Here is a 15,380-nt window from a genome sequence, read left to right on the forward strand (position 1 = left end):
TTAAAAATAGACGGATTACTTACAGTACGTTGATAATCAAATCGTAATGAAAAATATAGGATTGAATAAAGTATTGCCCATTGTTGCTTTACTGGCTTTTTTCGGTTGTACCACATTGGAGGAGGATATTCTGGATGAGTCGCTCACCGGAACGGGCGAAGCGGAACTTGTAAGCGGCTCCATCGCCCCGGTATATGGCCTTCTCCGGGCTGGCGTGTGGCTGCATACGGCCCAGTTCGGACTTCAGGAGGTTTCTTCCGACGAAGGTATCCTCCCTTACCGCGGAGGCACCGACTGGTATGATGGAGGCAAGTACATCGCGATTTACCAGCATTTGACGACCCCGAGTAATGCCCTGGTAGGTGATACCTGGACGAACATCACCCTCACTTTATCGAGAGCCGTGATTGCTGCCGAAAGACTGAATGCAGCGGCTAAAGACGGTAATGCAAGTGCGCAGGCAGCTTATTACGAGATGGTTGCCATGAAGGCGTACCTCAATATGATGGTACTGGACAACTGGGGCCTGGTTTTCAAAAAAGAGCTTTCGAGTGACGTATCCCAAATCCTGAGAGGACAGGAAGCGATTAACTACATCCAAACCGAGCTTTTATCGGTGGTGGATGTAATCAGCAAAGACAATGACCCGGGCAGGATCAACCAGAATGCAGTGAAGGGTATGCTGGCACGTATGTATTTGAATGCTGCCGTATACCGCAATCCATATGGTACGCCCGAATTCAAAAAGGAGGATATGGATAAGGTGATTCAGTATACCAACGAGATCATCGCCGGACCTTACTCCCTGGCGCCTGAATACTTCGATCTGTTCAGTGACGATAACCACACGAGCAAGGAGCTTATTTTTGCGCTTGATCAGCGTGGCGTACTGGAAACCGACCAACAGCGCTGGGCATATTGGTCGATATCCGGTGACCAGATCCCAAGACCGGAGTTCCCGAATACGCGCGGGACGGACGCAGTAGCGGTAACCCCCGACTTTTACCAGACCTGGGTGGACGCCTACGGCAGCACGGACCCGGCCGATGCCGATGCCCGTTTCTTCAAGAAGAATACAATCGTACCCGAGAATCTGAAAGACCTTACGGGCGTTACGCCGCTGAATGATGCCGAGCATTATTTTTGCGTACAGGACACGCAGTTTGAAATGGACAGGGGAATTCTTCGGGGAGTTATCTGGGGGCCCAGAAAAGACGGCAGCGGTAATATCCTGAAATGCAGCGACGGTAAGGTGAGAATCTATCCGGTGATCAACAGGAGAACCAGCGGCGCCAACCTGACTTATGTAAACCACATACGCGATGTCAATTTCACCGGCCCGGGTAGCTTGCATAACACGGGCTACCGGTTCTCGAAGTATCAGTTCAGTCATACCGCCAACAATTGCTGCAGTTACAGCAGTGTCGACCTGGTATTGATGCGGCTTGGAGAGATTTACCTGATGCGTGCCGAAGCGAAACTGAGAAATGGCGACAATGCCGGGGCTTTGGCGGATGTCAACACATTAAGAACTTCCAGAAATGCCCGGCCAGCCCAGACTCCCAAAGCGCTGACCAAAATTGACCTTGATATATTGTTCCGCGAGTCGGGATTTGAACTGTATTGGGAAGCATTCAGAAGAAATTACCAGATCCGGTTTGGAAAATACGAGGGCAAATGGACGGAAAAAACGGACGCTAACGTCAATAAGCGCCTATTCCCGATCCCTCAGAGAGCAATAGACGGAGCTTCCAGCGAAGAAGGGTTTTTAGTACAAAATCAAGGATACTAAATCCGTTTTGTATCGGTAGGAGGGCATCTTAAAAGTGCATTTGCATAACAATAATGGCTGAATAATCATTTTGCAAAGCAAAGTGTTTTATTCAGCCATGATGCGTTCAGGACCATTCTACGCCCTGATTTCGTCTACCTGGCCAGCAAGATCCTCTGCGAAGTCGTACTGCCGGATTGATCTGTAATGGAAACGACATAGGCCCCCGCGGGAAATCCTTTCAAGGCAATGGTTTTCGCCGGTACCTTGTCCGATTGGTAGACGATCTTTCCATGAAGGTCAATAAGTCTGACCATTGACACAGATGCCCAGTCGGCAACATTCAAATGCAATATTTCCGACGACGGGTTCGGGTAAACGAGGGCCTTGTTCAGACCTCGCATTTGCACGCTCGCAATGCGGCTGTAAGCGAAAGTTTGATCGAGATCCACCATTTTCAACCGGTAATAGATCGTGCTTGCGGCAAGCGCGTCACCGTCGGTATAATGGTAATGATGCGTTTCGAATCCGCCTGCGGTGCCTTTGATCCGGCCGATAGCTGCAAAATCTTTCGCATCGGTGCTCCGCTGGATTTCGAAGTAATCATTGTCTTTTTCCATACTCGTTTCCCAGGTCAACTGCCTTGCATTGTCTTCGGACTTTGCATTGAATGACACCAGCGTGACAGGCATCCCAGTATCGATCGTTTGCACGCCAGCCGCATTCGATTGGTTGTTGGTAACAGGCGATGGTGCCGCCCCGCTGAATTCGAGCGTGGTAGGAGAGTAATACCCGTCAATATGGACCGTTTTGATCCCTGTGACCGAAGCCGCTATGTTGGCCGTGACGATCAGATAGGTATCGCCGGCAGCAGGGAGCGATATGGGGCGGGTATCAAAGCGGAGTGTTTCCCCCGCACCCGAAGAGGCATTGATCGTCGCGATCGGCGCGCCTAAAATCCTGCCATTCTCCGCCCCGTTATCCAGTGTCGGTGTATCGCTTTGGTATAAGTTGAATGAAGTGACGTCGCCAGCCTGATAGGTCCCGCCCGTTGCTGTTTCCAGACTCGTGAGCGTGGCACCCGCGTCTCCGTTAACTGTGACTTTGAGCGTGTAAACAGGCTGGTCAACTGCCCCGAGTGCGACGGTCCCGGCAGGCAGCGGCTCTGTCGAATACGTGACGCCCGAAACGCCGATGGTCTGCAAGCCCGCTACGTTGGTTTGATTGTTTATTTTGGTCAGAATGGTTCCCGGGGTAGCAAAATCAATGTCCATCGCATTGGCAGACCCGTCTACACCAAACGTTCGCCCGGTCGTGGCATCGGACGATACATTGGCCATTAGCCCGTAGTATTTGGTTGCGTTTGGACCTACACTATAGGGCATGGAAAACGTAAGCGTTTCTCCGGCGCCCGTTGCCGGTATGGGGTACGAAGCTTCCTCAACAGTTGATAAAGCCATGCTGGCACTGTTGCCGCGGAGAAGCCTGAAACTGGCTATGTCCGAGGCAGAATAGTTACCTGTCGTTTTGATCGTCACGGTTGTGGCCAAAACCTGGGCGTCTCCGTTCTTCACTTCCAGAACATAAACCGGGTGAAGCGCAGCGCCTTGTAATACGTTTTTGGGCGCGAGCGGCACGGTCGAAAATGTCACGGCCCGGGCGATTATCGTCTGCGTCCCCGACACATCAGTTTGGTTGTCTAACAAACTGGGGATACGTGTGTTTGGATTAAAAGTAAGTGCGAAGTCATTGTTGGCCCCGTCTACACCAAAGGTCCGGCCGGGGGTGGCATTAGGCGCCACATCAGCGACAACCCCGAAAAACGTGGTAGTACCCTTTCTAAGAATTTGTACGTCTGAAAAAGAAATCAGTTCCCCATTGCCTGTAACGGGCGACCCGAGTGTAGCCGTTTCAATCGATCCCGGATCCATGGTGGAGACCGAGCTTCGGAAAAGCCTGAATAAGGATATATCTGTATCGGTATAAGTCCCTGTTGTCCGCAAAGCAATTTTATCGATCGCAACGTCGGCGTAAGGGCTTGTTGTAACCTGGAAAACATACAGCACGTGATGCTCGGCCCCCCGTAAGGCATTTCCGGCAGGACGACGTATGGTAGAAATGGCAATAGGCGGCCCGATGATCGTTTGCAATGCCGCCGCGTCCGTTTGGTTATTGGTAATGGTCGGGTTATTTAAGTAACCAATATTGAGCGCATTGGCGTCCCCGTTGATGCCGAAAGTTTTGCCATCGCTGGCATCATAACTTGGCTTGGCTGTGATCAGGTAGTAGCGGGTTTCATTTGCGGGGATGCTTTGTACCGGTACAATGAAATCGAGTGTTTCGCCCGCACCTGTAAGATGCTCATCGAAGGTTAGGGACGTGGCCCCGTTCATACTGGGGCTGGTGTTCGTAGCTATGCTGAACACGTCGATATCCGATTCCGTATACGTGCCGGTCGTTCTGACAGAAACATGGTTGAACATAGCCGTCCCTGCATTGCCGCCTTCTACTTTGAGGATATACACGAGATGGCCGGCCGTACCTGCCGCGACGCTCGCGGCGGAAACCGGCCCGGTGGAGTAGGTAACCGAGGGCGCGAGGATCGTTTGCAGGCCCGACTGGTCGCTCTGGTTATCGACGGTGACAGGGTCCGGATCTGGCCCCGGGCTGTAATAAACGGCAGAGAGTGCATTACCGAGGCCGCTGATGCCTATTGTCCTGCCTCCGGTTGCTGCCTGGGTGATTGTTGCCTGTACAAAAAAGTAATTTGTGGAGTTGGCATCGAGCGTGATTGACTTGTTCACGCCTTCACCGCTTTGCCAGCTCAGCGTTTCTCCGCCTCCACCCGGTCTGAGTATTTCGCCTGCGCGCTGCGCATTTGCTACTGAGGCGTCGGGCCCGTGCAGCAGATAAAATGCACTGACGTCCGAGCGCGTATAGTTTCCTGACGTATTGATTGAAAAGCTTGTGATGACGACGGGTGATTCGGAGCGCACAACTACTTTCAGCGCATAGATTACGCTCGCCGCGTTCTGAGGAATGTTTGCTGCGGGCAAGGTCTCTGTGGTGTAAGTAACGGTGGTTTGCGCCGTAGCAAATTGGCTGAACAATGTAAAAATGAAAAGCCATAAAATAGCCAGGCCGGCCGAAAGGCGGGCGTGCGTAAAGATTGGTTTCATGTCTTGTATCCGGGCTTGGTGATAGCTGTGATCTGTGCAACATGCAAAGTAAGCCACCCATAGCGCGGGGCACAATAGTAAATTCTAGCTATACGTTCGGTGACAAAACCTGATCGAAGTCGATTCGCAATTTTGTTCCGGATTCGATACGGATTGTCAACTGTCCATTCAGATCCGCCGTAAGACCTTTGATAAGCTGGAAACCGAACGTAGGACTGCTGGCGATATCGAAGTCGGCCGGAAGCCCGGTCCCGTTGTCGGAAACACTGAGCGACAACCGGTCATGGCCGATTTTTACAAGGGAAACCTCAATATTGCCCTTCCGGCCATGAGGGAAGGCGTATTTCAAAGAATTGGTAATGGCTTCATTTAATATCAAACCCACCGGCACCGTCTGGGATAAATCCAGGATCATATCTTCCACCGCTATCGAGAACCGGATCCGGCCCACTGTATCGAAGCATTCTTCGAGGTTGCAGATCATCTCGGCAACGTAGCTTTTCAGCGCAACCCCCACCATGTTCCCCGACTGGTAAATCCGTTGGTGCAGCATCGAAATCGCTTCAATCCTGTTGCGGCTGTCGTCGATGGCCTTCACAGCGCCCTGGTCCCTGAGGTGGAATGATTGCGAGGTGAGCAGGCTGGTCACCGTTTGCAGGTTATTTTTGACCCGATGATGGACCTCCTTCATGAGCAATTCTTTCTCGTCGATCAGTTTAAGGAGTGCCACGTTCTTTTTATTAATAATATCCTGCTGTGCCTCCAACTGCCGGTTCTTGTTCTGTTTAATGCGGAAACTGTTGTATGTCAGCCCCAAAAGGCAAAACAATGTAAAAATCCCTGCGTAGGTAAGCTTTTCCTTCTGAGCCGACAATTGGAGCTGCCGCTCTCGCAGCAATGCCTCGTTTTTCAGCAGTTGAATGTCTTTTTCGCGCTGCGCCGATTTGAAATTGGCTTTCAGCAATTCCAGTTGTTCGCCCTTGGTAACGCGGTCGATTGAATCTTTGAGGGAAACATACCGCTGGAAATCGACGGTCGAGGCCGGTAAAATTCCGGCAATCGAATCATTTTTATAGCGCAAATACCTCGATTCCCTTTCAATGTCGGGTGTGAGGTTCGCGGACCGTAATGCAGCGGCAAGGTACCGATTGGATTTATCGTAGCGTTTCAGTCGGGCGTAGAATTGAGCAACCGCCAGGTACGCCTCGGCGCCCACGACGTTGGTGAATGTGTACCAATGATAAACCGGCGTCGATTGAATCTCTTCATTCAGCCGGGCTACTTCTGCAAAATGCCGTTCGGCGGCAGCCAATTGGCCCATTTGGGCGTAGCAGTTGGCCATCATCAGCGCAAAAAGCTGCTTGTCGGAGTTCGTCTGGGGGCCGCCGCGCCATTTAATCAGCCATTGGATAGATGCCAGTGCATCTGCCGGACGGTTCATTCCGAGCTGCACTTCTGTCAATCTTTTCAAAAGGTTATGCGCCAGGTCCGGCGACTGGGTTATGGTGGACAGAGCCAGTTTGTAGTAGCGGGCGCTTTCGGCCGGGTTCCCGATCGTCCGTTGCAGGTCTCCGATCAGTTCGTAGGTTCTCATCAGCTGGTTGCTGTCTTTCAAGGCCTTCACGCTCTCCATTCCCAGCAGCGCATATTCCAATGCCTTGTCGTTATTCTTCTTTTTTAGCATGGTTTTGGAAAGCCGCTGGTAGCAGGAAGGCAACTTGTGATCGAGCCCGGCGGTTTTCAGGATGCCCAGTTCCTCGATTCCGCGCCTTTCGGCCAGGTCGGTCTTTCCGTGCGCTAAGTGGATGTACGCCTCATTATCCAGGCATTCCGCCTGCGCTTTCACATCTCCGAGTTGTTTGTAGAGCGCTCTCGCCCGCTGCAGGCTGTTGATCTCTATCGCATACGTACTGTCGGTGTCGGGGATATACCGGCCCAGTTCCTGCCACCAGTGCGCTTCGCCCGCTTTGTCGTGAATTCGTCTGTGGTAGTTGATCACCTCGTAAAATCGGCTGCTTCCGAGCGTCATCTGGCCCATGCGGAAATGGTATTTACCGAGGGCAATGCCGCTTTCCGTCATCCAATGCCTCGATTTCAGGTTGGCGCTCATGCGGTTGGCCAATGTCAGGTAACGTGCCGCCTTCTGCATTTTATCGGACCCGGGGCCGCCCTTATCCATGCAGTACTCGCTCAGTACCAGCAGGAGCCTTACGTACAGCTCGCCGCTTGCTTCGTTCAGCATCCGTTCCGCAGCCGGCAGGTCGTCCTTGCGGAGGTGTGATTTGGTGATCAAAAAAATGGCTTCGCAGTAGCCGTCGGTATAACGGAGCCGTTTGCTGAGTGCTACCGCCTGCCGTGCAAACATAATGGAGCTATCGGGCGATTCCAGCGTCTGCTTCCGGTGGCAGATACTGCTTATTTCCAGCAGCAGGTTGACCCTCGCCGTATCCTCGCGCGTCTTTTGCAGGCGCAGGTAGCGGGCATTGAAACTCGATGACGGGTACTTTCTGACCGCCAGATTGCTCGTTGTAGGCTGGCAATATCCCCAACCAGCGATGGTTAGTAAAAGGCTTGCCGTGAAAATGATCCTGGTTATCATCCTGGTATTAGGGGGTGCTTCTTATTCTATCGGTTTTGTGAAGATAATGTTACTGGAAAAATGGCAGATCGAAAACACTCCGCCAGCCCATTTGATGTATCCGTTATCGCTAGTGATGTACTGTTGCCCACCGGGTCGGGTAATGCACGTGAAAGGACCGGTTTTACTTGATAGATTTAGGCCAAATCAATCAATGTCGACTGAAAGCTAAAAGCGCTCCATGCACTATGCTACTCATTTACAGCGCATTTGTCCCGGGATTCTTGTAAAGAGGTTCGGTGGCTCCGCATGGCTCTGCGTTTTTGCGCTGGCCATTTGCGTGCAGGCCACCGGCCAGGATCGAACGGGTTACGACGATCTCCCAAGGCAACGCCTGCTGGTCCGCATTACCGCGCAATATATCCATACCATCAGTCAGGGGCAAATCGATATGGACTCCGCGACCCGTATTCCCTGCAAAGTATATGGCCTGAGCTACCTGCTGCCTTACAACGAAGGTTACCACGACGGCCGCGAGCACGCGGGTACCCGGCTGATCAACGCCGGAAATATCAAAGACGCCAGGGCGCTTCTGGCAACGCTCCGTGGAGCGGAAAGGCTCCGGCTGCTGACCGAGCTGGGCGGATATTTCGTCTTCAAACCGGGTACAGAACCGGCCGATCTGAATGAAGCGCGGCTGTATATCGATGAAGCAATGCTCCTGAGCGAGAAGGCCTCCGGGCCGTGGAAACTCGAAAATATCCTGCTCAAAGCAAATTTAACCGACCAGTATGGCCACCATGAAGAGAGCCGGAAACTGTTCGGCATGGCAGAGGCATTAGCCGAACGGTCGGGGAATGCATTGGTGCTCGCGAGGGTGCTGATGAGCGCGGGAGAAGTGCTGCATTACGGCGATCCGGAGCGGCTCGCCCGATTTGAGAAGGCGCTTTCCATTTATAAATCCAATAAAAAGATCGATAAGGAAATTGATGCGCTGTCGCTGGTGAACATCGAGAATTTCGTCGCCAGGCGGTACGATGCTGCGGAAGTGTTCCTCCGCGAAATCGTGAAACTGCAAGCCGAGCTGAATTTTCACCACCAGCAATATCCTTTCGACGCGCTATCCTGGCTGAATTACCGGAAAGGCGCATTGACCAATGCATTATTTTACTCCAACAAAAGCTTCGCATGCCTCTCCTCCCGGTCCGACTCCGTTTTCATTCCATTCTTCTACACCCGGCGGGGAATGATTTACGAACGCTTGTATAAGCACAAAGAGGCAATGCGCTGGTACGACAAGGCCCTCTCCGAACTGACGCCGGACACCCGGCTGTTCTGGTACCGGTCGGTGATCGGGAAGGTGGGCATGCTCAATCGTACCGGCAAAGCCAAAGAAGCCCTGGAACTACTGGGCGAAACATTCCGGACCTACCCGCCTTCATCGTATTTCGAGCAAATGCATTTCGCGCTGCTGCTGGGGATGAGCTATGAAAACGTAAGGGACTTTGAAAAGGCCAAAGCGGAATACCAGACGTTCCTGGCCATGGCCGACAAGTTTCCCGCCGAGCATATTTATGACGAGTTCCCGGCTGCATTTCTCGGCATTTCAAAGTTTTACAGGACCATCGGCAAGACGGAAAAGGCGCGGCGGCTGCTTTTGAAAGGGAATGATTTCGCTTCCACATTTGATGTTTATGCCAAAGAAAATTACTACTATAATTTATACAAGATCGATTCGATGGAAGGCCGGTACCTGGATGCGATCCGGAACCAGACCCTGAGCTACGAGTCGATGGATTCGATATTTGGCTACGAACAGCGAAAAAGGGCCGAGGAACTACTGGTGAAGTACGAACTGGAAAAGAAGGACAAAAGCATTAAGCTCCTCAACAGCCAGAACCAGCTCGAACGCATCAAGACCGAACAGGCGCACCGGGCGCGGAACATCACGATCGCCGGTTTGCTGCTCACCACCATTATTTTGCTGCTTTTGCTGAACCGCTATCTCATGAAGCGGAGGACCAATCACCAGCTGGAAGCGAACCAGCGCGAACTCGACCAGAAAAACACATTTCTGGAAACGCTTAACCATGCGCAGGACGAGCTGCTGAAAGAAAAGGAGTGGCTGATCACCGAGCTGCACGACCGCGTCAAGAATAACCTGCATACGGTCGTCAGCTTGCTGCATTCGCAATCGGCGTACTTGCAGGACGATGCCGCCCGGCTGGCGTTGAAGGACAGCCTCAGGCGGGTGCACGCTATGTCGCTCCTCCACCAGAAGCTCTATCGCGAGGAAACCTCGTCCATGGTCGGCATGGCCGAGTACATCAGCGACCTGATCGCGTACCTGCGCGAGAGCTTTGATGACAGGAAGCGGATCGTGCTAGAACAACACGTTGAAACGATAGACCTGGACGTCTCGCAGGCCGTTCCGTTAGGTTTGATTTTAACGGAAAGTGTCGTCAATGCATTTAAGTACGCATTCGTCAACGGAAAAAAGGGGACGATCAGCATCACGTTGAGACACGACGGCCCCGAGCACCTCCTGCTCGAAGTCTCCGATAACGGGGTGGGGTTGCCGCCCGGAATGGATATAAACCAGCAGAACTCGCTCGGCCTGCAACTGATAGCAGGGCTCACCAAGCAGCTGAACGGCGTCTTCCATATAGGGAACAAAAGTGGCGTCCACGTGATGGTCAGGTTCCTGAATGGCGGTAAATGACACCGTGAACGACACTTTTGTAATGGATGCGGCTTCCTCGAAACCGGATAGCGCCTATTTCAGCGAAGCTTTGAGCAGATCGAAGAATTGAGTCGCAGCGGCTTCGCTTTCCAGCCAGGGCAGGTGCCCGCAGTTTTCGATGAATAATATTTCCGTTTGCGGGATAATGCTTTTGGTCTCGTAAACAGTGGATTCGCCCACCGGGTCCTGACGTCCCTGAATGATGTACACCGGCCGGGTAAACTTCCGTAGGCTTGCAACACGCGTGCTTTCCGTCTTTTTGTAATCGCTCAGTGCCAGTGAGTTGACCTTTCCTGACTGGTAGTTGGCCAGGTTAGTATCTACCAGCATCTTGGTGGCCAGCGCTTTATCGCGGTTGTAGAAATAACCCGGCCAGATGGCTTTCAGGCTGAGCGCGAAGTTATTGGCAGCTTTCGATTCGGCCACGTCTTCCTCGCGCAGGCGCATCCGGATATTGCTTTTGAAATACTTGAAAAAATTTTGCGTAATGCCGCCCGGCCCCAACAGCACAAGCCTGTCGACGTTGCGCGGATACCTGGCCGCGTAAGCCAGCGCGAGCATGCCGCCCCAGGAGTGCCCGGCAAGCATGAGCTTGTCGATATGCAATTGTTTTCGCATCAATTCGAGGTCTTCCACATACTGGTTTACATTGATCACGCTCGAATCTAATCTGTCCACGACGGACGAACCCGTTCCCCGCTGGTCGGGGACGACGAACCGGTACTGCGGCAGAGCTTTCCAGATGGGTTCAAGGTAAGCGGCATTAAACCCCGGCCCACCGGCCAGCAGTACCACGGGTTTGCCCTGACCGTATTCGCGAACATGCAGCGGGATGCCGTCTGCCGATTGGATTACATGCGCCTTCTGCGCATAGAGTTGTGAGAACAGAAAGGGCAAAACCCAGATAATCTTCAAGCTTTTTCGGATGTACTTCATAACGGACTCAATCATTTTTTGCGCGAAGATCGGGGCCGCGGTTTTGGCAAGCATTCACATATGGTAATTTCTGCGGGACCTCTCAAAATGCATTGGAACCCGCCATCCTGTACAACGTATACATCACCTTCCGGGATTGGGACATTGAAAATGGCGGCCGGTAGCGGGATTTTTGTCCGAGGTAATTTTTCAAACACTTATTATCGAAACAATGAAAAAACGAATCGCTTTTCTATTCGCATTCACCGCGGGTATCTGCTTCAACACGTTTGCACAAAAGCCTGCGGCGTCTCTGCTAACCCCGGATGACCATGCACTGGTACTGGTAGATCACGAAAGTCAAATGGCCTTTCCCGTCAAAAACATTACCATCGAACAGCTTAGGACCAATGTAGCGCTCATTGCAGGCGGTTCTAAAATTTTTAAGGTACCTACTGTGATCACCACCGTTGCCGAGAAAAGTTTTAGCGGTCCCGTTTTTCCCGAGCTGCTGGCGGCTTACCCTCAGGCATCATCCGGCTACCTCGACCGTACTACCATGAATCCGTGGGAAGATGGCCCTACCTACAAGGCCATTGTGGCGAAGGGTAAAAAGAAAATCGTTTTTGCCGGGCTCTGGACGAGTGTTTGTATCGTCGGACCGGTGCTGTCGGCTATCCAGGACGGTTACCAGGTGTATGTGATCACCGATGCCTGTGGTGACGCGAGCGACGAAGCACACCAGATGGCCGTTCACCGCATGATCAAAGCTGGCGCCACGACCATGACCTCCATGCAATACGTACTCGAACTGCAACGCGACTGGGGCCGCAGCGCCACCTACAATGCGGTGACCGACCTGTTCCGTGATTACGGCGGTGCTTACGGTATCGGAATCCAGTATTCGAGGGAAATGATCAAGCATTGATCGGGATGTGGTCTTTCAGAATCATCGCGATTTATCTTCTTGGAAGCATTACGTGCAGCTTCGGGCAAAGCCGGGCAGACCTGATCGTCGTCAATGCAAAGGTGTACACGATGGGGGCCGACGGGCAAACGGCCCAATCGGTGGCCATTGCTTCCGGCAAAATACTCGCCATCGGGACCCATGCACAGGTGCTTAAAACGAAAGCAAAAAATACTCAAATCATAGATGCCGGTGGCCGGGCGATCATTCCGGGGTTGTTCGACAGCCACTTGCACGTCATCCGGGGCGGGCGGTTTTACAATGCGGAATTGCGATGGGACGGCGTGAAAACGTTGAAAAGGGCGCTCGAAATCCTCCGCGAGCAGGCGCAGCGCACACCACCGGGCCAATGGGTACGGGTGGTGGGCGGCTGGAACGAATACCAGTTTGCGGAAAAGCGGCTGCCGACCCTGGCCGAAATAAACGAAGCCACCGGTAATGTACCGACCTTCATTTTGTACCTCTACGGAAAGGCCTGGCTCAACAAAGCCGCATTGACAGCCCTGAACATCGGCGCGGAGACGCCCAATCCGCAGGCCGGCCTGATTGAAAAGGACGAAAACGGTAACCCGACGGGCCTACTCGTGGCCGAACCGAATGCATTCATCCTGTATTCGACTTTGGCCAAACTCCCCGAGCTCACCGCCGAAGAAAAGATCAATTCCACCATTCAGTTCATGTCGGAACTCAACCGGCTGGGCGTTACGGCGGTGATGGATGCCGGCGGCGGGTTTCAGAATTTCCCGGACGATTATGCGATCACCGATTCTTTGCACCGGCAAGGGCTGCTCACCGTGCGGCTTCCGCATTACCTTTTTGCACAAAAGAAGGGCACGGAGCTGGCCGACTACACGCGGTGGATCGGTATGGCCGACGCAGGTCACGGGCATTCGGCCCATGCAAGCGGAACAGGCTATGGCGTTGCGGGCGGGGGCGAAAACCTGGTGGCGGAAGCGGCGGATTTCGAGAATTTCCTTTTTCCCCGTCCGGACCTGCCGCCTACCATGCCGGGGCAGCTCGCCCCGGTGATTGAGCTGCTGCTGAAAAACAAATGGCCCTTCCGGCTCCATGCAACCTACGACGAAAGCATTTCAAAAGACCTGGATGTGATTGAACAGGTAAGCAAGCAGGTGCCCATCGAGGGGATTCCGTGGTTCTTCGATCACGCCGAGACAATCAGCGAAGCGAATATGCGTCGCATCAAGGCATTGGGAGGCGGTATCGCGATCCAGCACCGTATGGCGTACCAGGGAGAGCTGTTTGTAAGACGCTACGGCAAGAAAGCCGCGTCGGCAGCACCACCGGTAAAGAAAATGCTGGAACTAGGCCTGCCCGTTGGCCTGGGTACCGACGGAACCCGGGTCGCGTCGTACAATCCCTGGGTTGCATTGCAATGGCTGGTCACCGGTAAAACCGTCGGCGGCATTCAGGTGACTGATCAGGACAATGTCATCGATCGCTTTACGGCATTACGTTTATTGACCTCCGGTGGTTATAAACTTCTGAAAGAGGACGCAAAAGGCATAATCCGGCCCGGAGCCGAGGCGGACCTTGTGCTGCTTAGCCGGGATTACTTTTCAATACCCGAGGATCAGATCGATTCCATTACTTCGCATCTGACGATCCTGGACGGTAAAATCGTTTGGGCGGACGAACCATTTGCTTCCTTCGGGCCGCAAAAGCTGCCCGTTATTCCTGAATGGAGCCCGGTTAAGCATTATGGCGGCTATCAGACTGAATAAATGGCCTCGCAAAGCCTGGCTCCTGGTGACGGTCCTCATCCTGGGGCCGGGGTTTTGTTCCGGGCAGGAAACCGGGTTCAAAACGCTGCGGTATGAAGAGGATTACAGCAGCCCCGGAGCCGACTCTGCCGTGGGTTTGTACCACAGGATCAAGCATTGGCCATTGGGGCGCACGCGCTCGTACCTGTCCGTGGGCGGCGAGGTGCGCTACCAGTATTTTTGGTACAAAAATCCGGGTTGGGGCGCCGAGCCGAACGACCCGGACGGATTTGTGCTGAGCCGGTTCCTTACCCACGCCGACCTCCACGTGGGCGGGCGCGTGAGGCTTTTTATGCAGTTGCAAAGCAGTATGGCAGCCGGAATGAGCGGGGCCGCCAGCCCGGTGGACGAAAACCCGCTGGATATCCACCAACTGATGACGGACATTGATTTGTCTGCCAAAAAGGACAAAAAGTTGCTTTTACGGATCGGAAGACAGGAGCTTAGCTACGGTTCGCAGCGCCTGATTTCCGTGCGTGAGGGCCCAAACAGTCGCCAGGCGTTCGACGCGGCCAGGCTCGTATTCACGCGGGAGTATATCCGGGCCGATGCATTTTATTCCACTTATGTAAATGCGCGGAAGCATATTTTCGACGAGCGCTTCTGGGATGGTTCGAGCCGGCTTTGGGGCAGCTACATGGTAATTCCACCTATCAGCAAGTTTCCGGGGTTGGACCTTTACTACCTCGGCGTGCGCAAACATGGTACTTTTACCGACGTCTCAGGCCGCGAACAAAGGCATTCCGTGGGAACCCGGATCTGGAAAAACAAAAACCGCGTCTCGGCCGACCTCGAAGCCGTGTACCAGTTCGGGCGGATAGCAGAGACGCATATCCGTGCCTGGACCGTTTCGATGAATGCATCTTACCGGTTAAATACCAATCGGTTAACACCTGTTTTGGGGATAAAATCGGAGCTCGTCAGCGGCGACAGGCAGTACGGCGACGGCACGCTCAATACGTTTAATCCCTTATATCCGAGAGGGGCATACTTTGGCCTGGCGTCGCTCATCGGCCCTTATAACCTGGCGGATTTTCATCCCTATTTTCAGCTCGGGCTGGCGCGGCGCATTACCTGGTCGGTCGATTACGACGTATTCTGGCGGATGAGCCGGAACGATGGGTTGTATGCAGTCAACGGCGCATTGATTCACAACGGACTGGGCATTAATTCCAAATCCATTGGCAGGCAGCTTGGTACCGATATAGGCATCGGGCCGAACCGCTTCCTGGATCTGAAACTGGAATTCACCTGGTTTGATACCGGGAGCTTCCTGCAACAGGCGGGCCTCGGCAAGCCGATCTACATGGCGGGTTTCACTGCTGCCATTAAATATTGATTACCTGCGATAGGTACAGCAAGGCCGGTATTGCGCACATTGGCTATACTTTGAAGGCTGCCTAATTTTGTCCATCAAACTTCCCGCCTGTCATTTTACCCTTCATT

At 53.2% G+C, this 15,380-nt stretch carries 8 protein-coding genes; 5 read left to right on the top strand and 3 right to left on the bottom strand.

Translation table 11 applies throughout. From position 1 onward, the window contains the following. Positions 1-46: 46 nt before the first annotated feature. Positions 47-1,792: a RagB/SusD family nutrient uptake outer membrane protein gene (locus BLQ88_RS24755; protein ID WP_090155517.1), complete on the top strand. Its 1,746-nt coding sequence runs from the start codon at positions 47-49 to the stop codon at positions 1,790-1,792. A 134-nt stretch (positions 1,793-1,926) separates the two neighbouring features. Here the strand turns inward: BLQ88_RS24755 and BLQ88_RS24760 are convergent, their stop codons facing one another. Together BLQ88_RS24760 and BLQ88_RS24765 are read right to left on the bottom strand one after the other, a co-directional pair. After that, the gene (locus tag BLQ88_RS24760; RefSeq protein ID WP_090155519.1) at positions 1,927-4,950 is read right to left on the bottom strand and encodes a T9SS type A sorting domain-containing protein; all 3,024 of its coding nucleotides are present in this window, start codon (positions 4,948-4,950) and stop codon (positions 1,927-1,929) included. 88 nt (positions 4,951-5,038) lie between these two features. Continuing rightward, complete coding sequence (locus tag BLQ88_RS24765) at positions 5,039-7,549, bottom strand: sensor histidine kinase (RefSeq protein ID WP_090155521.1); 2,511 nt, start codon at positions 7,547-7,549, stop codon at positions 5,039-5,041. A gap of 220 nt (positions 7,550-7,769) precedes the next feature. Here BLQ88_RS24765 and BLQ88_RS24770 point away from each other — a divergent pair, with 220 nt between their 5' ends. Further along, positions 7,770-10,250 carry a histidine kinase dimerization/phosphoacceptor domain -containing protein gene (locus tag BLQ88_RS24770; protein WP_090155523.1) on the top strand — a complete coding sequence of 827 codons (2,481 nt, stop codon included), beginning with the start codon at positions 7,770-7,772 and terminating at the stop codon, positions 10,248-10,250. Positions 10,251-10,304: 54 nt separating this feature from the next. Here BLQ88_RS24770 and BLQ88_RS24775 read toward each other — a convergent pair whose 3' ends face one another. Further along, a complete protein-coding gene (locus tag BLQ88_RS24775; protein ID WP_176885087.1) occupies positions 10,305-11,207 on the bottom strand; it encodes an alpha/beta fold hydrolase in 903 nt (300 codons plus the stop codon). A 211-nt stretch (positions 11,208-11,418) separates the two neighbouring features. Between BLQ88_RS24775 and BLQ88_RS24780 the strand changes: the two genes are divergently transcribed. The 3 genes from BLQ88_RS24780 to BLQ88_RS24790 are packed head-to-tail and all read left to right on the top strand — an operon-like array spanning position 11,419 to position 15,273. Further along, complete coding sequence (locus BLQ88_RS24780) at positions 11,419-12,114, top strand: isochorismatase family protein (RefSeq protein WP_090155527.1); 696 nt, start codon at positions 11,419-11,421, stop codon at positions 12,112-12,114. 5 nt (positions 12,115-12,119) lie between these two features. Continuing rightward, positions 12,120-13,895: an amidohydrolase gene (locus BLQ88_RS24785; protein WP_090155529.1), complete on the top strand. Its 1,776-nt coding sequence runs from the start codon at positions 12,120-12,122 to the stop codon at positions 13,893-13,895. Then, on the top strand, positions 13,873-15,273 hold the full coding sequence (locus BLQ88_RS24790) for an alginate export family protein (protein WP_090155531.1): 1,401 nt from the start codon (positions 13,873-13,875) through the stop codon (positions 15,271-15,273). Before BLQ88_RS24785 ends, BLQ88_RS24790 begins: the two co-directional genes overlap by 23 nt. The last annotated feature ends 107 nt before the right edge of the window (positions 15,274-15,380 follow it).

The sequence above is a fragment of the Dyadobacter soli genome (genome assembly GCF_900101885.1).
GTDB lineage: Bacteria > Bacteroidota > Bacteroidia > Cytophagales > Spirosomataceae > Dyadobacter > Dyadobacter soli.

Excerpts from the sequence above, each read along its gene's own strand:
- BLQ88_RS24790 (WP_090155531.1), top strand. The coding sequence starts at position 13,873 with ATGGCGGCTATCAGACTGAATAAATGGCCTCGCAAAGCCTGGCTCCTG.
- BLQ88_RS24770 (WP_090155523.1), top strand. The coding sequence starts at position 7,770 with ATGCACTATGCTACTCATTTACAGCGCATTTGTCCCGGGATTCTTGTA.
- BLQ88_RS24755 (WP_090155517.1), top strand. The coding sequence starts at position 47 with ATGAAAAATATAGGATTGAATAAAGTATTGCCCATTGTTGCTTTACTG.
- BLQ88_RS24760 (WP_090155519.1), bottom strand. The coding sequence starts at position 4,950 with ATGAAACCAATCTTTACGCACGCCCGCCTTTCGGCCGGCCTGGCTATT.
- BLQ88_RS24780 (WP_090155527.1), top strand. The coding sequence starts at position 11,419 with ATGAAAAAACGAATCGCTTTTCTATTCGCATTCACCGCGGGTATCTGC.
- BLQ88_RS24775 (WP_176885087.1), bottom strand. The coding sequence starts at position 11,207 with ATGAAGTACATCCGAAAAAGCTTGAAGATTATCTGGGTTTTGCCCTTT.
- BLQ88_RS24785 (WP_090155529.1), top strand. The coding sequence starts at position 12,120 with ATGTGGTCTTTCAGAATCATCGCGATTTATCTTCTTGGAAGCATTACG.
- BLQ88_RS24765 (WP_090155521.1), bottom strand. The coding sequence starts at position 7,549 with ATGATAACCAGGATCATTTTCACGGCAAGCCTTTTACTAACCATCGCT.